The following is a 20,761-nucleotide window of genomic DNA, read 5'->3' as shown; positions in this document are numbered from 1 at the left end:
CGACAAGCTGGCAGCTATCCAAGCAACATCCTCCTCAAGGCTTTTTAACGCTGATTTCTAAACTTTCGTAGAAAGCTGCGAGGTTCTGAATATCCGTATCGGACAACATTGCGACCATCAAGGACATCATCTCGTTTTTGCGATCGCCCGACTTGAAATCTAGCAAGGCCTTTATCAGATAGATCTTATTTTGCCCTGCTAAATTAGGCGCTTCCGGCAGTGTAGCGATGCCAAGCGGGCCATGGCATGTAGCACACTGAACCGATTTAGCCCGACCGGCGGCGATGTCGGCAGCCCCGGCTGGGGCCGCCGACATCAGTGCAGCTGTCACGGCAAGCTGTACAAAGCATCTTGTATATATATTTAATCTACTTTTGGTCATACGAAATACGGTAAATAGCTCCGGCGTAGTCATCTGACACCAGCAAAGATCCGTCGGCCAACACTGCTACATCTATTGGACGGCCCATGTATTCATTGTTAGACGACAGCCACCCTTCGGCAAAAACCTCGGTTTTATCAGCGGTGCCATCTTCCTTCAGGCTGGTGTACATGACTCGCGCGCCCATGGGCGTGGTGCGATTCCAGGAGCCATGCTGCGCAGAGAAAATACCGCCCCTATACTGCTGTGGGAACATCTGGCCAGTGTAGAAAGTCATACCGAGGTCAGCCGCATGAGCCACCGTTTCCACTTGCGGGAAGACAGCATTTGCTGGCGGTTCAGCGTCCTTAAACTCAACGGTCCTAATCTTTCCCCCACCATAGTAAGGGAAGCCAAAGTGCTGACCCATCTCGGTCGCCCGATTCAGTTCCCCGGGGGGAATGTCATCGCCCATGCCGTCTACCTGATTGTCGGTGAACCATAACGTCTTGTCTTTCGGATTAAAATCCTGACCTACCGAATTGCGCACTCCTCGTGCGTAAACCTCGCGGTTTTTGCCGTCGGTATCCATCCGGATAATGCCCATCATGCCGTTGGATTCGTAAAGTGCTGCTTTTTCTTTGGACGGCACGTTAAATGGGTTGCCTAGCGTAATATAAAGTTTGTTATCGGGCCCCACCCGACACGTCCGGGCGCCATGGTTAAAACTTTCTTCTGTTACAGGCACCAGCTCGCCTTGGGGAACCACTATGCCAGCGGCAACGTCAGGGCCTTCATAGAAAAATTCTGCCGCCGGATATACCATTACGCGATTGTGCTCCACGCTATAAAGCATTCCGTCGCGTGAAAAGCAAACGCCATTGGGTACCTTCATGTCCACTGATGGAGCAAACCGCTTGACGTCGTCGGCCACACGACGTTTCGTCCTGTCGGTCACCGACCACATCTTGTTTTTGCGGGTGCCGACGAACACTACACCCGTAGACGGGCCCACCGCCATATGCCGTGCATCGGGCACCATCGCATATAAGGCAATCGAGAATCCACTGGGCAACTTGATGTTTTCCAGATTTTTCTTGATCGCCTCTGCGGCCGCGCCATTTTGGGGAACCGACTCTATTTCCAGTGACGCGCCCGTGGTGCCCATATTCATGAGCTTATCGACATTATCCTGAGCGAGTGCAACACCCGCCAGCGGGCAACACACAAGACCTACTACAACAGTTGATACACGCATTCTGATATTCATTTTGTATCTCCGATGTTATAAAAAGCCGTGCATGTTTGGCGTCTGCAGCGTTAGTTGCTGATCCTACACGCTTTCCCGTCGTTGACATTTCGGCTGTTTATCCCATGTCTGTATAGGAATGGCGGCCAGACTTTAAGGCGATTATGCCAATCCATCGGATCGCTAGGTACACACCGTATAATGACAGGTTGGCCCGATCATCTGCCATAAAACCTAGCAATGGAACCCCATGAAGAAGACTGATCTCGAAAAGAACAAAGCACTGAAGATAGTAGAGAAAATGAAAAAAGGCCCTACACCCAATCGTTTTTCGGGCGACTCTTCAGCCGGACTAATTGATCGTCGGGAACAGCGTAAGTTGGATCAGGCGCAGGGACTGATCGCTTTTCCAGTAAAGATTAAGCAAACCCTGGTCGACGAGATCCGTGCCCAAGCGACAGCACAAAATGTCAGCACAAATGAAATCGTCGGCGCTCTGCTCGATAAGGCGTTGAAGGCTTGATACTGCTGGGCTAGGGTCTATTGGGTGGACTAAACCGCAGATGACCGGCTTAGAACGAGTCACTGAAATCCACGTCGGCGCTTCGGTTTCATCCAGGTGCAGCATCGTAGTGACGCTCGTCAACTCCTATGGGGTGGAGCGTTGCAGTTACAGACGAGCGCGCGAAGAAGTTGCCGTCGCGGATAAAGCCATCAGCATAACGATGTTGCGGCTTGGGGACCATACCCGCATCGTAGAATTCCAGCTTGGGAATCGAATGTAACGTCCATTGATACAGCATGAATCTACGTAATTGAATCTTGTCCCGATAGCCGGTTGCGCGTCAGGCTGGCTACATCCTTGAGCCACGGCTGGCGCGCCCAGTGATCTTCGGTGTAGCGGTCTATTGCCTCCCGGAACGTAAGTGACGACCCAATGAAATCCAGATTTTCGATAAACATTTGATGGTAGCGTTCAGCCAGCGTAAAGGTCGTAGCAAGGCTGTGACTTTGGACGGTGAGGGCCCGAATGTCGATAATTATCTGGCAAGTTTCTGGATTGGCCGCATCGGCCATTAATGTCTGGACATCAGTGTCGCTTAGCATTATCAGCAGAAGCTGATTATTCATTGCGTTGGAATAGAATATTTCCCCGAAGCTGGAGGCGATAATTGCCTGAATGCCAAACTGCTGAAGACCCCAGACGGCATGTTCGCGGCTTGATCCGCAACCAAAATTGGAGCCTGCAATCAATATTTTGGTCTTGTCATAGCCGGGCCGGTTCAACACAAAATCGTTACGAACGATTCCGTCGGCGTCGAAACGCATATCGTACAGCACGCCCTTATCAAGTCCACTTTTATCGATCCCACGCAGAAATTGCTTGGGCATGATCTGATCGGTGTCTAGATTAGCCAGGGGCAACGCCGCGGCGATGCCATTGATGATCAAGCTGTCACTCATGGGAAGCTCCAGGTTTTGCAAGCTTGCGAACGTCAGTTATAAACCCAGTCAACGCAGCTGCCGCTGCCATCGCCGGACTCATTAAATGGGTGATTGCACCCCGCCCTTGCCGGCCTTCGAAATTGCGGTTCGTCGTCGAGGCACATCGCTGCCCTGGCCCAAGAACATCATCGTTCATAGCAAGACACATGGAGCAACCGGGCTGTCGCCACTCGAAACCGGCCTTTTTCAAGAGATCTGCAATTCCTTCTGCCTCTGCCTGGTCGCGAACGGCGCCCGATCCCGGTACAACCATGGCACGGACCCCTTTTGCGACTTTGTTATCCATCACAATGTCGGCCACGGCGCGCAAGTCTTCTATTCGCGCATTGGTGCAGGACCCAATAAATACATGTTGTACGCGCACTCCTTCCAGAGACGTGCCGCTGGATAGACCGGTGTAGCGCAAAGCGTTTTCTGTAGACTGATCTGGATTGCCGTCCTTGCTCATTTGTGGCCACGGTACCAGGCCGTCGATCGGAATCGCTTGGTCGGGACTGGTGCCCCAGGTAACATAAGGAGCCACGTCGCTGGCGTCGAAAACGTGCTCACATTCGAAGACAGCAGAGGGATCGCTGCATAGCGTGGCCCAATAAGCCAACGCTTGCTCGCGAATTGGGCCTTGGATATCGGGCGCTCGGGAAAGTACGTAGTCGATGGCAAGCGCATCGGGCGCAATCAATGCACCGCGGGCTCCGGCCTCGACCGCCATGTTGCACAAAGTAAAGCGTGCTTCAATAGACAGGGCTTCAATCGCCGAACCACAAAATTCAACAACGTAGCCGCGTGCGCCCTGCGCGCTGATGCGGCTGATAATCATTAAAATCAGGTCTTTAGCCGTTGCACCGCGAGATAAGACACCGTCTACGCGAATGCGCATGTTTTGTGCCAGGCGATACACAAGCGTCTGGGTAGCCAGGACATGCTCTACTTCCGACGTCCCGATTCCAAACCCCAGCGCCCCAAGGGCTCCGTACGTGGTGGTATGGCTGTCGCCACACAGCACAACCATACCGGGGCGTATCATGCCGTGCTCGGGCGCTACCACATGCTCGATACCCTGTAGGTGATCATTGGTATCGAACAAAGGGATGCCGTGGCGTTCGCAATTACGTTGAAGATTACTGGCTTGTAACGCCGATGCCGGGTCCGCGATTACCCTGAACTTAACAGGGTGAGTCGGAATAATATGGCTGACTACCGCCACATTTTGACCCGGCGCCGGTACGCCACGCCCGCGTTCATGCAAACCGGAAAATGCCTGAGGGCTGGTGTATTCGTTCATTAAATGCAAATCTGCGTAGAGCAGTACATTCTGGCTATCCAGCTGTACTACCTTATGCGAATCCACCAGCTTCTGGTACAAAGTACGCGCAATCATTCAAAGGTCCTGATGGTAAGGCGGTATATCGTTTAGTCGACTTTGATGCCATTGGCGGCAATAAGCTTGGACCATTTTTCCAGATCGTTGACAAGCAGGGCCTTCGCCTCGGTTGGCGATGACGGCGCAGGATCATAAGCTTCTTTAATCATGCGTTCTTTCAATGCTGGTAAAGCTAACGCTTGATTCAAGGTCGCATTGAGCTTGTCAACTACCGCTTGTGGCGTGCCGGCAGGTGCAATCACCATGAACCAGGTCTCGAAACTGTAGGCGGGAAGCCCGGCTTCAGCGATGGTAGGAACGTCGGGCATCAGAGGCGAGCGCTTTGGGCCTGTAACTCCTAGAGCACGCAGCTTTCCGCCTTGTACCTGGGGTAAAGCCGCGGAAAGAACAGGAAAGCTCATCTGTACATGACCGCCGATGGTGTCAAGCATGGCAGGACCGCCTCCGCGGTACGGGACGTGGCCGATGTCCGCTTTGGACACCGATTTGAATAGCTCCGCAGCCATGTGGAAGGTGCTGCCACTGCCCGCCGACCCATACAGTAATTGGCCCGGCGCAGCTTTGGCTGCTGCGACCAGATCAGCGACTGATTTGGCGGGCAAATCGTTATTGACGACCAGCATGTGCTGAGAAGTGGCCACTGTGCCAACAGGAACGAGATCTTTCAGTGTGTCATAAGGCATCCTGGCGTAAAGAGCCGGATTAATCGCCAACGATACCGTTTGCAAGCCGACGGTATAGCCGTCCGGCTTGGATTTAGACACGACATCTACACCAATGTTGCCGCCTGCACCCGAGCGGTTCTCGATGATCACTGGCTGACCGAGCGCTTTGGCCCATTCGTCTGATATAAGCCTGGCAGCGATGTCTGCACTTCCGCCGGGTGCGTACGGGACAATCAATTTCACGGGCCGTTCCGGATAGGACTGGGCAGCGCACACCATGGGCAACATTAGCAAGGCGCTGCACAGCAAGCGGCGCGCTGGGACAAACGAGGTCATAGATGGTCTCCTGGACTTTTTATAGCGCGGCCGGGTGGCCGCAAAGCGAATGGTAATATGGCACGCCGAGCTAATAATGTCGCTTAAGACACTACATTAGTTCCTCCCGCGACCGAATCAGGGTCACGTCGACGATTTACGTTAGCCAAAATAGTATGGACCCCGTCTCCGATCTTAATTTTTTCGTGCTCTTGTCCAAGTACTCGACGCTGGCGCGAGCCGCTCAGGAATTGGGCGTGACTCCTCCTACGGTCAGCAAACGGCTCGCGGCTCTCGAGCAACGATTGGGCGTTCGCCTGATGAATCGTACAACGCGCAGAATTGGACTCACCGCCGAAGGCGAGGCGTACCTGACAGAAGGTGCCAGGCTTCTTGCAGAGTTGAATGTGCTCGAACAGACCGTTGCAGGCAGCCAGGCGGTTCCGCGTGGACTGCTTAGGGTCCACGCAACGCTGGGCTTTGGACGCCGCCATATTGTTCCGGCCGTATCGCGGTTTATACGGATTCATCCAGAAACCGAGGTCCAGCTTCATTTGAGCGATCGGCCTGTTAACCTTGTAGAGCAAGGCATTGATGTCGCGATAAGGTTTGGCGACATACCAGACTCTCGCTTGACCATGCGCACCATTGCATTCAATCGGCGCTTGCTATGTGCGTCGCCTCACTATTTGAAGCAGGCCGGAGAGCCCGCCCACCCGGGCGAACTCCCTTCACATGATTGCATCATTATCCGCGAGAATGACGAGACCTACGGTACGTGGCACTTGGCGCAAGGTACACGGATTGAAACCGTAAAAGTTCGGGGCCGAGTCAGTACCAACGACGGTGAGTCCGCCCTGGCCTGGGCCTTGGACGGGCATGGAATATTGTTGCGCTCTGAATGGGATGCCGTCCCTTATCTGCGTTCAGGACGATTACGCCAGGTACTACAAGACTGGACGCTTCCGTCGGCCAACATTATGGCGGTGTACCCTACCCGTCAAAACCTATCGGCGCGCACTCGGACTTTTGTCGCTGGACTGACGGATTGGTTTGCCGCCCAGCGAGTCATCACCAGTCTTGAAGACAGCAAGTGGTAAGCCGCTGGTGACCGATTGCCGATACTTCACAAGTCCCTTGTCCCTTTCTACGCATCAGCATGATTCTTGCAACGCTTATCTTTCTGTCCACCCTGACGCTTGTGATTTGGCAGCCCCGCAACCTCGGTATTGGATGGAGCGCATGCATCGGCGCTACTGCCGCCCTTCTTACCGGTGTAGTCAGCCTGGCTGACTTTCCGGTGGTCTGGCAGATTGTATGGAATGCTACCGCTGCTTTTATAGCGATCATCATCAGTCTGGTGCTTGATGAGGCGGGACTTTTCGAGTGGGCTGCCCTGCACGTCGGCCGCTGGGGCAAGGGTAGTGGCCGCCTGCTCTTCATATTAATCATTTTACTCGGCGCAGCCGTATCGGCCCTGTTCGCCAATGATGGGGCGGCTCTTATCCTGACCCCTATTGTTATGGCTATGTTGATGGCGCTGGGCTTCGGACCCGCCGCAACGCTCGCCTTTGTAATGGCCGCTGGCTTTGTGGCCGACACGGGAAGCCTGCCGCTGGTGGTGTCGAATCTGGTCAATATTGTATCCGCCGACTTTTTCGATATCAGTTTTGCACGCTACGCCGCCGTCATGGTGCCCGTGAGCGCGGTGTCAGTAGCCGCTACCTTGTTGGTCCTGCTGCTATTTTTTCGTGCTGATATACCGAGCAGTTACGATGCGGCCCGATTGCGGCCGCCAAGCGATGCAATTCGTGATCTGAATACATTTCGTGCCGGCTGGGTGGTGTTGGCGATTCTGCTTATCGGTTTCTTCGTGCTGGAAGGATACGGCATACCCGTGAGCGCGATCGCAGCGACAGGAGCCTTGGCCCTGCTCATTGTTGCAGGGCGAGGCCATGCCATAAGCACCCGCAAGGTTATCCGGGAAGCGCCTTGGCACATCGTGGTTTTTTCGTTGGGCATGTATATGGTGGTGTACGGACTGCGCAACGCAGGCCTCACGGACTTGATAGCGATCCTGCTGACCAGGCTGGCAGATCACGGTATCTGGGTTGCCGCGTTGGGTACAGGTCTGCTGACAGCGCTGTTATCTTCGATAATGAATAACTTGCCCACCGTGTTGATCGGCGCCCTGTCGATTGACGCTAGTCAGTCAAGTGGAGCAGTAAAGGAAGCCATGATTTACGCCAACGTGATAGGCAGCGATCTGGGGCCTAAAATAACCCCGATCGGCAGCTTGGCGACCTTGCTATGGCTTCATGTGCTTGAACGCAAGGGCATTACAATTTCCTGGGGCTACTACTTTAAAGTAGGCATTGTTCTTACCATTCCAGTTTTGGTGCTGACCTTGTCCGCATTGGCGCTGCGGCTAGCGGCGTGATCAACAGTTCAGTCCGAAGCTTGCAATCAACGACCTGGTTTCGCTAGATCGTCGAGAATCGGACAGTCGGGACGGTTATCGCCGTGGCAGCAGTCGGCGAGATGTTGTAGTTGGTCGCGTATCGACTTCAGTTTGGAGATGTCTTCATTCAGTTCGTCAATATGCTGGCGCGCCAGCTGTTTGACGTCTCCGCTTTTGCGCGTGGTGTCTTGCCACAAGCCAATCAACGTTTTGATGCGTTCCAGCGAAAATCCCAGATCGCGCGACCGCTTGATAAAACGCAGTGATCGTACTTCCGTATCAGAATACTGCCGGTATCCGGATTCGCTTCGTTTGGCCGGCTTGATGAGGCCTATGCTTTCGTAATACCGGATCATCTTGGCTGATACACCAGATGCTGTTGAGGCTTGACCGATATTCATTGGGATATCCTTGGACTGTTAGCTACGGTGTGAAGGCGATTGCTTGACATTGCTACTATTGGAACCTTTAAGGTATTCCTGGGAACGCAGTTCTCGCAAGCGATGCACATACACTGGAGAAACCGATGTTGGAATTTGAAGTAAGCGATATGACCTGTGGCCATTGCGCAGGTGTCATTACCAATGCAGTTAGTGCCGTAGCGCCTGCTGCCGAAGTAAAAATTGATTTGCCCGCACATAGGGTTCAAGTAATGGGGGCAAGCAACGCCGACGCTGTTGAAAACGCGATTCGCGATGCCGGCTATGCACCCGTCAGAAATGGTTAACGAAATAACCTGGCGACTTCGCCTGGCTATTTCTTGGGTGCTAAACCGGCTCATCGCGTGAATTTTCTTAAGCGCAAGGCATTGCCCAAGACAAACACACTTGAAAAGGCCATTGCGCCGGCGGCAAACATTGGCGAAAGCAATGTGCCATTGATTGGATAAAGTGCGCCCGCAGCCACCGGTATCAAGGCTGTGTTGTAGGCGAATGCCCAAAACAGATTTTGTTTGATATTGGTAATCGTCGCTTGGGATAAGGCAATTGCCTTGGATACACCACCCATGTCGCCGGACATCAACACCACATCTGCCGCTTCAATGGCGATATCGGTGCCAGTTCCAATGGCTATGCCGACGTCCGCCTCAGCGAGCGCCGGAGCGTCGTTGATGCCGTCGCCCACATAGGCAATCACTCCGTACTGCTTTTTCAAGCGTTGCACTGCGTCGACTTTCTCGGCAGGCAAAACTTCTGCGATGACCTCATCGATTCCCAGCTTCCGGGCAATGGCATTCGCAGTCCTGTGATTGTCTCCGGAGATCATGACAACTTTTAAACCAAGCGCGTGTAAGTCGCGAATGGCTGTCGCGGTGGATCCCTTGATCGGGTCCGACACGGCCAGCATTGCCGCTAATTTTCCGCCGATAGCGGCATACAACGGCGTCTTACCTTCATCGGCCAGGCGAATCGCCGCAGCTGCGAAACCAGATACATCGAGGCCGAGCTTGGTCATGTAGCGGTCGGCTCCAATTTCAACGCGATTGCCTTCAAGGTTTGCCTTCACGCCGAAACCCGTTATCGATTCGAAGTTTTCGGGCGACGTCAGAACCAGATTCTCTGCTGCCGCGGCATCGACAATGGCCTGCGCTATAGGGTGTTCGGATTTAGCCTCTACCGAAGCCACGATGGCCAACACGGTAGCCCGCGTAAATCCTGCAGACAGAAACAGGTCAGTTAACTTTGGTTTGCCTTCTGTAAGCGTCCCAGTCTTATCAACCGCCACGACCTTGGCGTCTTTAAGCAACTGCAATGCTTCTCCGCGCCGAAAAAGCACACCCATCTGTGCTGCGCGGCCGGTGCCTACCATGATGGAGGTGGGCGTCGCCAGGCCCATAGCGCAGGGGCAGGCAATGATTAGTACCGCTACGGTATTTACCAGGGCTAAGGTCAGACTCGGTTCAGGTCCGAAGACGAGCCATATAACAAAGGTTAGTGCCGCTGCCGCCATGACCGCTGGCACAAAATACATGGTAATGCGGTCAACCATGGCCTGTATCGGCAGCTTCGCCCCTTGTGCCTGCTCGACCATTCGTATGATTTGAGCCAAAACGGTATCCCGCCCGACTTTAGTCGCCTTGAATACCAGGACGCCGTTTTGATTAACGGTGCCGCCGGTGACTTGGTCGCCTTGCTTTTTTTCTACGGGTACGGGCTCGCCACTGATCATCGATTCGTCTACAAAACTGACCCCGTGCTCGACTTGCCCATCGACCGGCAGACGCTCGCCAGGACGTACTTCGACGAGTTCGCCGGTTTTGACATCTGCAATTTCGATGTCGATGAATCGTCCATCACGAAATGCATGCGCAGTTTGCGGCTGAAGGCCAACCAGGCGCTGTATGGCCTCGGAGGTGCGCCCTTTTGCCCGTGCCTCGAGGTAGCGCCCCAACAAAATAAGGGCCACAATAACCGCGGCGGCTTCATAGTACACATGGACCGTTCCGACAGGCAAAAGGGCTGGAGCAAAGGTGGCGACGACCGAATAGACATATGCGGCACCGGCCCCTAGTGCTACCAGAGCATTCATATCGGGGGCACCGCGCAGCAAAGCAGGCACGCCGCTTACGAAAAAGACCCTACCAGGCCATACTAAAACCATTGTGGTCAGTATGAACTGCAGCATCCAGCTCGTCCGGATGCCGATTGTCCCCGCAATAAAGTGGTGTACAAAAGGGAACAAATGCGAACCCATTTCCAATAAGAAGACCGGTAACGCGGAAAGTAGTGCCATCACCAAAGCCTGTCTCAATGAAGTCATTTCGGCTTCATTACGAGTGGCGATCTCGTCGGTGTTGTCGTCGTCGACTACCGTGGCTTTATAGCCTGCGGCTTGTACGGCACTGACTGCCGCCGCCTGGTCCGGGATACCAACAAAGGTAAGCTCGGCCCTTTGCGTCGCCAGATTGACATTAGCATTCGTCACACCCGGCAGAGCTTTTAGGGCACGTTCCACCCGACCTACGCACGAGGCACAGGACATGCCTTCAATATTAAGGCTGGTAGTAGGATCGACCCGAGGGGGCAAGGATGACGAGATAGAGGCCATTAACAGTTTCCTACGAAATTAAAGCCAATGCACAACAGCTTATATGCACAATAAAGCTTGCCATCATGTCAAGGTCAAGCCATGTCGCCGAGAGAGTTAAGAAGAACGCCCGAGGCCTAGGCATGACGCTTGCTGCTAATACGCGCTTACACACAATAACAGGAGCAGGCTTATGTTACGTACAGTCGATAGTTTGAATGGGTACACCCTTCAGGCCACGGATGGCGAATTGGGCAGTGTCAAAGAAGTGTATTTTGATGACGAGCGGTGGGCCATTCGATATCTGGTTGTCGAAACAGGCTCATGGCTTTCAAGTCGTCAGGTCCTGATTTCGCCCTATTCCGTTACGGAAATTGACGAAAATGATGGCTTGATTCTTGTGTCGCTCACGCGCGATCAAGTAAAGAATAGCCCCGATATCGACACGCATCAGCCGATATCGCGACAGCTTGAAGGTACATTTTCACAGTATTACGGCTATAGCAATTATTGGTCTGGCCCCTACCTGTGGGGGGCAGTGGGTTATCCGGAATTCCCCTTGTCAGAGCCGGGCGCTGTACCTCCTGCGCGTGAAGAAGTATCGGAAATGGCGAATTATAAGGCCGAGCAAACCGGCGACAGCCATTTGCGTAGCAGCGATGCAGTCAGCGGCTACCATATTTTAGGTACTGACGACGAGATTGGGCACGTAAAGGATTTTATTTTTGATGACAAAGACTGGGCCATAAGATACTTGATGGTCGACACTCATAACTGGTGGCCGGGAGGTAAAAAGGTTTTACTCGCAAACAAGTGGATCGAACGTATCGATTGGACCGATTCCACCGTACAAACCAAATTGACGCGCGAGCAGATTAAAAACAGTCCTGAATACGATGAAAGCATGCCATTGGATCGGTCCTATGAAGCGCGGCTTCACGACTTCTACGGACAGCGGGGCTATTGGGACTGATGTTCTGTTACCGCGGGGGCACTGTGCTTGATTCACCAGCGCTGGCTTCAATTGCCAGCGTTGCCGGGGCCATGGGTGTTTTCCTGCCGGCAGTCCAAATTTTCAGAGGCTCAATTCGCCCCATTCCCGAGTGTTGTACCAACCCGAAAGAGCCGCCGCCGACCGGTGGCGGCGGGCTTACCACTATTGCAGAACCCCACTTCCCTGCTGTTCTAACATTGACGAGATAAGACTGTCGGGCGTTTGCGATCCGGGCGGCGAGATATAACGCATCGTCAGCCAGCAACAATGCGGGCGCCGATGCAATATTGTGGGAAATTCTTATCGTTTTCTCGTCTTCCCTTAACCATAACGTTCCTTTGGCTTGCCCGGCGGCCGCAATGGTGATCCCGGCCTTTTCATTGATCACGACCGCTGGCGTGCCAACATACCTTATTCCGAGATCGGTCGGATTCGTCCACCCGCCGGTAGGGCATCCTGGCGTCGACTGCACCATACGGTGCATAGTGCCGGACTGACGATCCCGCAGAAACAGCTCAATAAGACCGTCGGAATTAAGGATCGCAGCTAGCCCTCCACTGCTACCCGAAGTCGGTATGGCGTGCCAGGGGCTCCAAGACCCCGCTTCTTCATGGTTCGACGAAATAGGCTGATTTGACGTAACAGCGGGCAACATTATCGATCGATTTAACGGGCGATTTCTCGTGGATGAAAACGTACTGACCCAAATGGTGCCATGCCAATCCACGGTAAAAACTGCCGGCGCTCCGTTGTTATCGATCACTATCGCTGCCTCGGCAAGCGCACCAGGTAGCGGCGGCAACAGTCGCCAAGCAGTCCAGTCAGCGGTGGCATTGGTCAGCGAAACAGAGTAATGGAAGAAACCATCGTTTCCCATGGCAATGGCCATCAAGCTGCGACCCCTGGAAACAATGGGCAATGTGGTTAGCCGCGCGCCTTTCAGCATACGCCAGCCTTGCCACCGCCCTTGCGCCTCCTGTGTGTTGGTCCAGGCTAGCCCTGTCGGATCTCGTGCGAAAATTCCATTGCGCCCGTCGCTGTGTGTAAACGCAGCAATGGGATCGGCGGTACGCCCGCCCAAAGTGGACCATATTTGGCTGCCGCTTTGCCAGACGTTCGCTGCGCGATTGGACTCACCGACCGCGAACAAGGAAAGACCACCCTTCATGTCTTGCAAGACAACAGGTGCTACGTCACTGCGTGATACGTAATAGCTACGGCTTACCCACGCCGCCGCAGCTCCGGCCGGTTCCAGGCAAAGAGCTTGACTAGTGCAATACCGGTAATCGTTCCAGGCATAGTGGCGAAAGGCTTGCGTCTTGTGCCGGGTTTCTTCGGATGAAAGATTCGTCTCCCTTTCTTGACTTGGATAGTCCACGTAAGCGACTTCGGCAAACGTCCCCCGTTCGAGCGCAATCGCTTCACGCACTAAACGCGCGCTGGCAATATGATCGGGATGATCGTGACCGGCACAGCGCCAGCATAAATCGGCGTACGGAATCGCTATGCTGTCATCCATATGGCGGACGGTGGAAGGTTGATATTCTTGAATAATTTGCTTGATGAGCGCCACAAGTTCGACCCGAGTGTAGTGCTCCACCGCGGGACCCAGGGAGTCAGCCGAGCTCCCTGGCACCGATTCAACCTGACTCAAGGGGGTGAGACTGCCCCAGCCCTTACCTAGCCAAGGATCTTTCAGCCGCATGCTGAGCAGTTGAACTCGTTTGTTGCCATTTAATGTGAAGCGCGCCAAACGGCGTGAACCGGTGGTGTGGAAATCTTCGGTCCAGATGTTGGGCTCTTGAGCCATATAGGCATAGGACGCGCGTACACCCCGTTCGCGCCCAAGCATATAACCCTCGCCTTCGCCCCGCTCGCTGGCCGTAAGGTATACAACCTGCACACAGCCGCCGGCATCGATTGACGACGATATGTCTGGATTCATGAAAAGAAGATCATCATCCTGATGAGGGACGAACACCAAATCCTTGATGCCGTTGCATTGAACCATTGAAGGTCCCCCCCAGGCCGTGCCGAGACTACACGCCACTATCAGCGTGCAACACCATTTGAACAGTAGTGGGATGACTTTCAAAGGTAATCAGAAAAATAGGGAACTGCAATTTTATCCTTTATTGAACAGGACTTCCATTTCGCGACGCACCTTGTAGGCCGCGGTGGAGCTGTCGATGGCGACGTCATCCCAAACGAGGCTTTGTCCCTTTTTTACTGGCCTGACGAGGGCGACGTTATGAGCCAGCCCTAACGGTAAACCGCCAAGCCCTATGGATGTTGTGGCGGGCAATAACTTGCCCCATACGGTGTAGCCCCCTTCACCGTCCAGGGTTTCGCCTGGCAACAAGTCCCGCTTCGCGGTGGCGACCACGTCAGCCAACCATTGGGTAGCGACGCCTGTAGCCTCTCCACGTAAAGCCACTGATGCAACCGACATGCCAACTTCCAGTCCAATAAGATGCCATCTTTTGTAAAGTGTGAAGTAACGCCCGGTGGGATCCGTATGCGCGTTGTATTCCTCGAAACAGTTCTTGATATAGTCGCTTTCCGCCTCGACGGTTACCCATACGCCCATGCGAATATCGTAAGGAATCTTTCGCCCGTCCGCTTCCAGCGAGGACACAACTTCTACCATGCCCTTACGTTCGAGCACCCCGCCTTCGCTGACCGGACGTGTCACGAAGGGAATGTCTTCGACGCTGGCCGGCGGGTACAGCAAGCCATTCGATGGGACGGATAAACCCGTTGCATTGGCCACTGCGCAACTTTCAATCGATGGTTTGGATCCATCAAGAAAGCTATTGAACATTTTAGGGTTAAGCCCGCCTCGAGCCGCCTGATCAGGGCTGAGGCCGTAATAGCCCCAAACCGTTTCCGGGGTAGACTCAACGAAGTGAGGTAGCCACTTATGACCTCGGCCTGCCGCTACTACCGGAAAGCCGCAGGTGCGGGCCCAGTCAACAAGATCGCAAATCAAGGCAGGTTGATCGCCGAAGGCCATCGAATAAATAACTCCGGCCTGCTGTGCCTTGCGTCCGAGCAGCGGTCCGCAAAACGCATCGGCTTCGACCGTGACGTTAACGACATGCTTGCCATGGGCGAAAGCCTGGAGGCAATGCTCGACCGCCGCGATGGGGTTACCCGTACATTCAACGATGATGTCAATTTCAGCGACGCTGACCAAAGCTTGCCAGTCGTCGGTGATCCAGGTGGCTCCGGTTCGGATGGCGTCCTGGGCTGATTGAGCCGCCGATTGTTCAGGGTTCCACCCGACGCGAGCCAGATTTACACGAGCTGCCGATGGAGACAGATCGGCAATTCCGACCAGGTGCACACCGGGCGTTTGCGGTATTTGCGCCAGGTACATAGACCCGAATTTCCCGGCGCCAATAAGGCCTACCCTGATAGGTCTGTTATTGGCGGCGCGTGCTCGAAGTTGCGTGTAAAGGCTCATGAAGTCCCCGTTCTTATTAAGTTATGATTTTTTCTTTTTTAAGGGCGATGCCAGGTTCACCGCTGGTTCTGGCGATCCGGACCAACTCAGGGTGTAGGCGACGCCTCGGCGTACATTTCCCACCAGCGCAGGGCGGAAACAGGCGAGGTTAGTGCCCCCCTTATGTCGAACGCTGGGATAAACAATACCCATCGAACCTCGCTCGAGCAACTGAACCGCAAGTCGCTGGGAAGCCACATAGCTGACCGGATCCAGGCAGGCCTTGAAGCCAGGAGCTGTACGAAGGTCGTGGAATTCTGCGCTGAAATCCGCCATCAGGACCTGGTAGTTGACCGTATCATTGAAAAAATCTATCTCGGAATACTCAACTATTTTGTGAAAGACGACCTCCGCCAAGGCGCTCTCCACATCGAACGAGCAATACCAGGCTCCTCGAGCGCCTGTATTAAACCGGCTGCCTTCGGGCCGCGGGTAGGCATAAGCTGCGTTCACCATACGAAAGTTGGGCACGCCGAACACGAGTTCATCGATACCGATGCCGGGCATGGCACCGCGTTCCGCCGCCAGCCGCTGGTTAGTGGCATTATCAAGATCGAACAAATCTTTAAGGTGTTCAGGATTGTTGGCCAGCGGGGACAGGACGGAATCTTCCTGGTCGGCAAATCGGGAAGGCAGCAAGCGGCAGGTGTCTAGTTGACGAATCAGCGAAACCGGCGGACTACGCATCCTACATTCCGCCGCGGCGAGCATCGAGCAAGGCGCGCACCGTTTGCATAGCCAGCAGTCCGCCTTCTTGCATATACCGCAGCGGGGTTTTGCCGCTAAAAATAATATTGCGATTCGGCAAGCTGACCCAGCGATCGGCAAGCTCGTCGCCATACAGAATATGCAAAGCTTTGTAAATGCCCAGTAGATAAGAGATGCGCGTGATGCGATCTACTTCGAGCACCCGGCCAGGCTTCTTCTTCCATTCATAAAAAGCGCTACTTGAAACGCCGCCAAGCAAAATGCAGGCATCTTCATCACGCAGCTTCCAGGCCTCAGCCAATTTAAAGAAGCCTTGCAACGCGGACTTGGACAAGCGCTCTCTTGCGGCCTTGTCATTCAGGTCAATGACGGCGGCTGGTTCGAACCGACTAAGGGGATAGGCATAAGCGAGGCTCATTTTGTTTCTCCGGTTATGGACATTTTATACTCCTGACCTGGACTTTGCAAGGATGTGCCGGTTCGAATAAGGAACTTCTATTGCCTGAGGACAAAAAAACATTATGCCGTCAGCTTATTAACAATGAGCTAACTATTCGTTCAGTTTTTATACCTATCTGTTTAGTCTGGACGTCTGTACTAAAAAAACTACCATTCCAAGGATGCGTTATGTTGCTGCCCAGACTGATCAAGACACTCTTTATTGCCGGGCTGTTCGCGGCCCAAGCCGGCAACGCGGCCGAAATTTCCTTGCTTAACGTGTCGTACGACCCCACTCGCGAGCTGTATAAGGAGTTCAATCAGGCTTTCGCAAAGCACTGGCAAGCGAAGACGGGCGATACCCTCACCATCAAACAATCGCACGGCGGTTCCGGAAAGCAAGCGCGGTCGGTCATCGACGGCATCGACGCTGACGTCGTGACCCTTGCGCTGGCTTCCGATATCGATGCCATTGCTGCACGAGGAATTCTTAAGCCCAGTTGGCAGAAGCAGTTCGCCTCGAATAGTTCACCATACACGTCGACAATCGTCTTTCTGGTGCGCAAGGGCAATCCCAAGAAAATCACTGATTGGAACGATCTGGTCAAACCCGGTGTTTCGGTCATTACTCCCAACCCGAAGACTTCGGGCGGAGCACGCTGGAACTACCTGGCAGCTTGGGGTTATGCCCTGACGCAGCCGGGCGGCAATGAGGAAAAGGCCAGAGAATTTGTCCGCAAACTTTTCAAGCAAGTGCCCGTACTGGATTCAGGGGCGCGAGGATCGACCACTACCTTTGTCGAGCGTGGCATAGGTGATGTTTTGCTGGCATGGGAAAACGAAGCCCTGCTTGCTATCAAGGAACTAGGTCGGGAAAAGGTCGAAATCGTTGCTCCCTCAGTCAGCATTCTGGCCCAGCCGCCTATTGCCATCGTAGATAAGGTGGTTGACAAAAAAAATAGCCGAAAAGTGGCCGAGGCTTATCTGCAATACCTTTACACCGATGAAGGCCAGGACATTGCGGGTAAGAACTATTACCGTCCAACGAATGAAAAAATCGCGGCCAAATATGCCAGCCAATATCCAAACGTGAAGCTGTTCACTATCGATGAAATTGCCGGCGGCTGGGACAAAGTCCAGAAGGCGCACTTCGCAGATGGCGGCGTATTCGACCAGATTTACCAACCAGGCAAGAAATGAACACCGGCTCAAGGCCATCGTCTGCAGCGGCTCAATCGGGTCGCTGCTTGTTGTAATGTCAACAAGTGATACTTATGTCCCGCATTGCCTCTACTCTCCGGATATCTAGAAGCTTCCGCGTAATTCCGGGATTCAATATCACCCTGGGCTTTACCTTGCTGTACCTGGCACTGATTGTTCTGATTCCGTTGTCGGCCGTCTTCCTCAAAACTTTCACGCTGACCTGGAGCGGATTTTGGGAAGCCGTGACGTCGGACCGGGTCATGGCTTCGTATCGCCTTAGCTTCGGCGCGTCGCTGATCGCGGCCGCCATCAACGTCGTCTTTGGCAGTATTGTGGCATGGGTCTTGGTCCGATATCGTTTCCCTGGAAAGCGATTCATCGACTCCCTGGTTGACCTGCCCTTTGCCCTGCCCACAGCAGTGGCCGGTATTGCCTTGACGGCCTTATATGCTCCGAACGGTTGGCTGGGACAGTATCTTGAGCCCTTAGGTATTAAGGTCGCGTTTACCCCGCTGGGGGTGATTGTGGCGCTGACATTTATTGGCCTGCCGTTTGTTGTCAGGACAGTACAGCCGGTGCTTGAGGAAGCTGAACGGGAGCTGGAAGAGGCTGCCGCCAGTCTGGGCGCAGGCCGCTTCCAGACATTTCGTCTGGTGGTTTTTCCTATCATATTGCCCTCCCTGCTTACTGGTTTTGCCATGGCCTTTGCCCGGGCGACCGGCGAGTATGGTTCGGTGATTTTTATTGCGGGCAATATGCCCATGATTTCAGAGATCACTCCCTTACTCATTGTGACTAAGCTCGAACAATACGATTACGCTGGCGCGACTGCCATTGCAGTCGTAATGCTATCAATTTCTTTTATTCTTCTGTTGGCCATCAATCTGCTTCAAGCTTGGACGCGCCGACGTACTTTCGCGACAGGGACATAATATGGCCTCCATCGATATTGCCCTCGCCTCTCCTTCGGTGCCGTACGCCAGGTCGGCACGCGCAAAATCCGCCACGGAGGAACCTCCGCGGGTACGGTACGCGCTGATCATCACTGCTCTCCTGTTCCTGACGCTATTTCTGTTGATCCCCTTATTGGCAGTCTTTGCCGAGGCCTTTCGGAAGGGATGGGATGCGTACATTGCCGCCATCATCGAGCCCGATGCGGTCTCGGCGATCAAGCTGACGCTCTTGGCGGCCGTTGTCGCAGTACCTTTCAATTTGGTTTTCGGTGTCAGTGCAGCCTGGGCGATCGCCAAGTTTGAGTTCCGTTGCAAGAATCTACTGATCACGCTGATCGATCTCCCTTTTTCGGTTTCTCCCATAATTTCTGGTTTGGTCTATGTACTGATATTTGGCGCCCAAGGGTGGCTCGGTCCCTGGCTTTACGAACACGATATCAAGATACTATTCGCGGTGCCGGCAATCGTACTCGCCACCGTATTTGTCACCTTTCCCTTTGTCGCCCGCGAGCTCATTCCGTTGATGCAGTCGCAGGGCAGCGAAGAAGAGGAAGCGGCGCTTGTTCTAGGGGCTTCCGGATGGCAAACCTTCTGGCACGTTACACTTCCGAATATTAAATGGGGTCTGTTATATGGCGTTATTTTGTGCAATGCGCGCGCTATGGGTGAATTCGGAGCCGTTTCAGTGGTGTCCGGGCATATCCGAGGGCTAACTAATACCATTCCTTTACACGTCGAGATCCTTTACAACGAATACAACTTTTCGGCAGCGTTCGCCGTGGCGTCCTTGTTAGCGCTTTTGGCACTGGTTACGCTCGCCCTGAAATCCTGGGTTGAATGGCACGCCCAAAACCGAGTGCATTCACCCTCTGCGCAGGAGTATTAAATGAGCATCGAAGTACGTAATATTCACAAGCGGTTTGGAAATTTTGTCGCCCTGAACGATGTTTCCCTAAAATTTCCCGATGGGAAACTGACTGCTTTGCTTGGGCCGTCGGGCTGTGGAAAAACGACGTTGTTGCGCATTGTGGCCGGGCTTGAAGCCCCGGACTCCGGTCAAATACTGCTGGACAATGAAAGCGCAACAGACCGGCATGTGCGCGAACGCCAAGTGGGTTTCGTATTTCAGCATTACGCCTTGTTCAAGCACATGAGCGTGTTCGAAAACATTGCATTTGGCTTGCGCGTCAAACCACGCAAAGATCGCCCCTCCGAAGAACAGATACGCGCGAAAGTGATGCGATTGCTTGAACTGGTCCAACTTGACTGGCTCGCCGATCGCAAACCTTCCGCATTATCAGGTGGCCAGCGACAGCGAATAGCGTTGGCGCGTGCGTTGGCGGTAGAGCCACGGGTGCTGCTGCTCGACGAGCCGTTTGGGGCGCTTGATGCCCAGGTACGTAAAGAACTGCGGCGCTGGTTGCGCCGATTGCACGACGAACTGAATGTCACCAGCATTTTCGTGACGCATGATCAAGAAGAAGCGCTTGAAGTCGCCGACGAGATCGTGGTCATGAATCACGGCAAGGTTGAACAGACAGGGTCGCCGGCTGCCGTGTACGACCATCCCGCGTCGCCGTTTGTCTATGGTTTCCTAGGCAATGTGAACCTATTTCACGGCCGAGTTCATAATGGTTTGATTGAAACAGGTGATACGGTCTTCGAAGCACCCGGTCATCAAGACGCGCAAGATACAAAAGGCACTGCTTACGTACGGCCGCACGACATCGAAATTGAACGCTATACCGCCGGAGCAAAAGGACTGGTGGTAAGCCTGCAGCGCGTGCATGCTATTGGCCCTCTCGCCCAGCTTGAACTTAAGCGCAACGATACCAACGAACTCATCGAGGCCGTGATATCTCAGGAACGCTTATCTCAGCTGCAACTTAAAGACAACGAAACCTTAGTCGTCAGGCCGCGTCAGGTGCATATTTTTCTGGAACAGGCTGCCTAAGCCCTACCCGCCTTTAGATCAGCCGAATGTATGCGTTA

19 protein-coding genes and 1 pseudogene are annotated in these 20,761 nt (G+C 53.9%); 9 read left to right on the top strand and 11 right to left on the bottom strand.

Annotated elements, in window-relative coordinates; all coding sequences use genetic code 11:
* Positions 1-34: 34 nt before the first annotated feature.
* Both EKL30_RS03185 and EKL30_RS03180 read right to left on the bottom strand, forming a co-directional pair.
* A complete protein-coding gene (locus EKL30_RS03185; protein ID WP_370246209.1) occupies positions 35-415 on the bottom strand; it encodes a cytochrome c in 381 nt (126 codons plus the stop codon).
* On the bottom strand, positions 369-1,619 hold the full coding sequence (locus tag EKL30_RS03180; RefSeq protein WP_233582771.1) for a sorbosone dehydrogenase family protein: 1,251 nt from the start codon (positions 1,617-1,619) through the stop codon (positions 369-371). Before EKL30_RS03180 ends, EKL30_RS03185 begins: the two co-directional genes overlap by 47 nt.
* A 241-nt stretch (positions 1,620-1,860) precedes the next feature.
* On the opposite strand from EKL30_RS03180, the gene EKL30_RS03175 reads away from it, so the two are divergent.
* Positions 1,861-2,133, top strand: coding sequence for a hypothetical protein (locus EKL30_RS03175; protein ID WP_126705717.1), 273 nt, complete (start codon positions 1,861-1,863; stop codon positions 2,131-2,133).
* A gap of 284 nt (positions 2,134-2,417) precedes the next feature.
* On the opposite strand, the gene leuD is transcribed toward EKL30_RS03175, so the two are convergent.
* From leuD to EKL30_RS03160, 3 genes are read right to left on the bottom strand one after another with little or no spacing between them, the layout of a single operon-like run.
* A complete protein-coding gene (gene leuD, locus EKL30_RS03170) occupies positions 2,418-3,074 on the bottom strand; it encodes a 3-isopropylmalate dehydratase small subunit (RefSeq protein ID WP_126705716.1) in 657 nt (218 codons plus the stop codon).
* Entirely contained in the window at positions 3,067-4,494 is a 1,428-nt protein-coding gene (gene leuC / locus EKL30_RS03165) for a 3-isopropylmalate dehydratase large subunit (RefSeq protein ID WP_199748459.1), read from the bottom strand. The genes leuD and leuC overlap by 8 nt, the downstream gene beginning before the upstream one ends.
* Before the next feature lie 32 nt (positions 4,495-4,526).
* Positions 4,527-5,498: a tripartite tricarboxylate transporter substrate binding protein gene (locus EKL30_RS03160; protein ID WP_126705715.1), complete on the bottom strand. Its 972-nt coding sequence runs from the start codon at positions 5,496-5,498 to the stop codon at positions 4,527-4,529.
* 155 nt (positions 5,499-5,653) lie between these two features.
* On the opposite strand from EKL30_RS03160, the gene EKL30_RS03155 reads away from it, so the two are divergent.
* Together EKL30_RS03155 and EKL30_RS03150 are read left to right on the top strand one after the other, a co-directional pair.
* On the top strand, positions 5,654-6,577 hold the full coding sequence (locus EKL30_RS03155) for a LysR family transcriptional regulator (RefSeq protein WP_126705714.1): 924 nt from the start codon (positions 5,654-5,656) through the stop codon (positions 6,575-6,577).
* Between the two features lie 59 nt (positions 6,578-6,636).
* Positions 6,637-7,917, top strand: a complete 1,281-nt coding sequence (locus tag EKL30_RS03150; RefSeq protein WP_126705713.1) for an arsenic transporter — start codon at positions 6,637-6,639, stop codon at positions 7,915-7,917.
* A gap of 26 nt (positions 7,918-7,943) precedes the next feature.
* Here the strand turns inward: EKL30_RS03150 and cueR are convergent, their stop codons facing one another.
* Positions 7,944-8,339 (bottom strand): Cu(I)-responsive transcriptional regulator, encoded by a 396-nt coding sequence (cueR, locus tag EKL30_RS03145; protein ID WP_126705712.1) that lies wholly within the window; start codon positions 8,337-8,339, stop codon positions 7,944-7,946.
* A 125-nt stretch (positions 8,340-8,464) separates the two neighbouring features.
* Between cueR and EKL30_RS03140 the strand changes: the two genes are divergently transcribed.
* On the top strand, positions 8,465-8,665 hold the full coding sequence (locus tag EKL30_RS03140; protein WP_126705711.1) for a heavy-metal-associated domain-containing protein: 201 nt from the start codon (positions 8,465-8,467) through the stop codon (positions 8,663-8,665).
* A gap of 50 nt (positions 8,666-8,715) precedes the next feature.
* Here the strand turns inward: EKL30_RS03140 and EKL30_RS03135 are convergent.
* Positions 8,716-10,944: pseudogene (locus tag EKL30_RS03135) on the bottom strand (heavy metal translocating P-type ATPase); the annotation flags it as partial.
* 214 nt (positions 10,945-11,158) lie between these two features.
* Here EKL30_RS03135 and EKL30_RS03130 point away from each other — a divergent pair.
* The gene (locus tag EKL30_RS03130; RefSeq protein WP_126705710.1) at positions 11,159-11,938 is read left to right on the top strand and encodes a PRC-barrel domain-containing protein; all 780 of its coding nucleotides are present in this window, start codon (positions 11,159-11,161) and stop codon (positions 11,936-11,938) included.
* Positions 11,939-11,945: 7 nt separating this feature from the next.
* On the opposite strand, the gene EKL30_RS03125 is transcribed toward EKL30_RS03130, so the two are convergent.
* From EKL30_RS03125 to EKL30_RS03110, 4 genes are all read right to left on the bottom strand, one after another.
* On the bottom strand, positions 11,946-13,970 hold the full coding sequence (locus tag EKL30_RS03125) for a PIG-L family deacetylase (RefSeq protein WP_126705709.1): 2,025 nt from the start codon (positions 13,968-13,970) through the stop codon (positions 11,946-11,948).
* A 114-nt stretch (positions 13,971-14,084) separates the two neighbouring features.
* Positions 14,085-15,428 carry an NAD(P)H-dependent oxidoreductase gene (locus tag EKL30_RS03120; protein WP_126705708.1) on the bottom strand — a complete coding sequence of 448 codons (1,344 nt, stop codon included), beginning with the start codon at positions 15,426-15,428 and terminating at the stop codon, positions 14,085-14,087.
* Positions 15,429-15,449: 21 nt separating this feature from the next.
* Positions 15,450-16,154: an RES family NAD+ phosphorylase gene (locus EKL30_RS03115; protein WP_126705707.1), complete on the bottom strand. Its 705-nt coding sequence runs from the start codon at positions 16,152-16,154 to the stop codon at positions 15,450-15,452.
* A gap of 1 nt (position 16,155) precedes the next feature.
* A complete protein-coding gene (locus EKL30_RS03110) occupies positions 16,156-16,593 on the bottom strand; it encodes an MbcA/ParS/Xre antitoxin family protein (RefSeq protein WP_126705706.1) in 438 nt (145 codons plus the stop codon).
* A 209-nt stretch (positions 16,594-16,802) separates the two neighbouring features.
* Here EKL30_RS03110 and EKL30_RS03105 point away from each other — a divergent pair, with 209 nt between their 5' ends.
* From EKL30_RS03105 to EKL30_RS03090, 4 genes are all read left to right on the top strand, one after another.
* Complete coding sequence (locus EKL30_RS03105) at positions 16,803-17,813, top strand: sulfate ABC transporter substrate-binding protein (RefSeq protein ID WP_126705705.1); 1,011 nt, start codon at positions 16,803-16,805, stop codon at positions 17,811-17,813.
* Positions 17,814-17,887: 74 nt separating this feature from the next.
* Positions 17,888-18,748, top strand: a complete 861-nt coding sequence (cysT, locus tag EKL30_RS03100; protein ID WP_126705704.1) for a sulfate ABC transporter permease subunit CysT — start codon at positions 17,888-17,890, stop codon at positions 18,746-18,748.
* Between the two features lies 1 nt (position 18,749).
* Positions 18,750-19,655, top strand: a complete 906-nt coding sequence (gene cysW, locus EKL30_RS03095; RefSeq protein WP_126705703.1) for a sulfate ABC transporter permease subunit CysW — start codon at positions 18,750-18,752, stop codon at positions 19,653-19,655.
* A complete protein-coding gene (locus tag EKL30_RS03090) occupies positions 19,656-20,723 on the top strand; it encodes a sulfate/molybdate ABC transporter ATP-binding protein (protein ID WP_126705702.1) in 1,068 nt (355 codons plus the stop codon).
* Positions 20,724-20,761 lie beyond the last annotated feature (38 nt).

The organism is Candidimonas sp. SYP-B2681, assembly GCF_003971065.1.
GTDB lineage: Bacteria > Pseudomonadota > Gammaproteobacteria > Burkholderiales > Burkholderiaceae_B > Pollutimonas.
Note: the sequence above shows the minus strand (reverse complement) of the source record. Positions and strands in the feature narration are given on the sequence as shown.

What these genes read in the sequence shown, in the direction of transcription:
- EKL30_RS03185 (WP_370246209.1), bottom strand. Translation starts at nt 415, where the DNA reads ATGACTACGCCGGAGCTATTTACCGTATTTCGTATGACCAAAAGTAGA.
- EKL30_RS03180 (WP_233582771.1), bottom strand. Translation starts at nt 1,619, where the DNA reads ATGCGTGTATCAACTGTTGTAGTAGGTCTTGTGTGTTGCCCGCTGGCG.
- EKL30_RS03175 (WP_126705717.1), top strand. Translation starts at nt 1,861, where the DNA reads ATGAAGAAGACTGATCTCGAAAAGAACAAAGCACTGAAGATAGTAGAG.
- leuD (WP_126705716.1), bottom strand. Translation starts at nt 3,074, where the DNA reads ATGAGTGACAGCTTGATCATCAATGGCATCGCCGCGGCGTTGCCCCTG.
- leuC (WP_199748459.1), bottom strand. Translation starts at nt 4,494, where the DNA reads ATGATTGCGCGTACTTTGTACCAGAAGCTGGTGGATTCGCATAAGGTA.
- EKL30_RS03160 (WP_126705715.1), bottom strand. Translation starts at nt 5,498, where the DNA reads ATGACCTCGTTTGTCCCAGCGCGCCGCTTGCTGTGCAGCGCCTTGCTA.
- EKL30_RS03155 (WP_126705714.1), top strand. Translation starts at nt 5,654, where the DNA reads ATGGACCCCGTCTCCGATCTTAATTTTTTCGTGCTCTTGTCCAAGTAC.
- EKL30_RS03150 (WP_126705713.1), top strand. Translation starts at nt 6,637, where the DNA reads ATGATTCTTGCAACGCTTATCTTTCTGTCCACCCTGACGCTTGTGATT.
- cueR (WP_126705712.1), bottom strand. Translation starts at nt 8,339, where the DNA reads ATGAATATCGGTCAAGCCTCAACAGCATCTGGTGTATCAGCCAAGATG.
- EKL30_RS03140 (WP_126705711.1), top strand. Translation starts at nt 8,465, where the DNA reads ATGTTGGAATTTGAAGTAAGCGATATGACCTGTGGCCATTGCGCAGGT.
- EKL30_RS03130 (WP_126705710.1), top strand. Translation starts at nt 11,159, where the DNA reads ATGTTACGTACAGTCGATAGTTTGAATGGGTACACCCTTCAGGCCACG.
- EKL30_RS03125 (WP_126705709.1), bottom strand. Translation starts at nt 13,970, where the DNA reads ATGGTTCAATGCAACGGCATCAAGGATTTGGTGTTCGTCCCTCATCAG.
- EKL30_RS03120 (WP_126705708.1), bottom strand. Translation starts at nt 15,428, where the DNA reads ATGAGCCTTTACACGCAACTTCGAGCACGCGCCGCCAATAACAGACCT.
- EKL30_RS03115 (WP_126705707.1), bottom strand. Translation starts at nt 16,154, where the DNA reads ATGCGTAGTCCGCCGGTTTCGCTGATTCGTCAACTAGACACCTGCCGC.
- EKL30_RS03110 (WP_126705706.1), bottom strand. Translation starts at nt 16,593, where the DNA reads ATGAGCCTCGCTTATGCCTATCCCCTTAGTCGGTTCGAACCAGCCGCC.
- EKL30_RS03105 (WP_126705705.1), top strand. Translation starts at nt 16,803, where the DNA reads ATGTTGCTGCCCAGACTGATCAAGACACTCTTTATTGCCGGGCTGTTC.
- cysT (WP_126705704.1), top strand. Translation starts at nt 17,888, where the DNA reads ATGTCCCGCATTGCCTCTACTCTCCGGATATCTAGAAGCTTCCGCGTA.
- cysW (WP_126705703.1), top strand. Translation starts at nt 18,750, where the DNA reads ATGGCCTCCATCGATATTGCCCTCGCCTCTCCTTCGGTGCCGTACGCC.
- EKL30_RS03090 (WP_126705702.1), top strand. Translation starts at nt 19,656, where the DNA reads ATGAGCATCGAAGTACGTAATATTCACAAGCGGTTTGGAAATTTTGTC.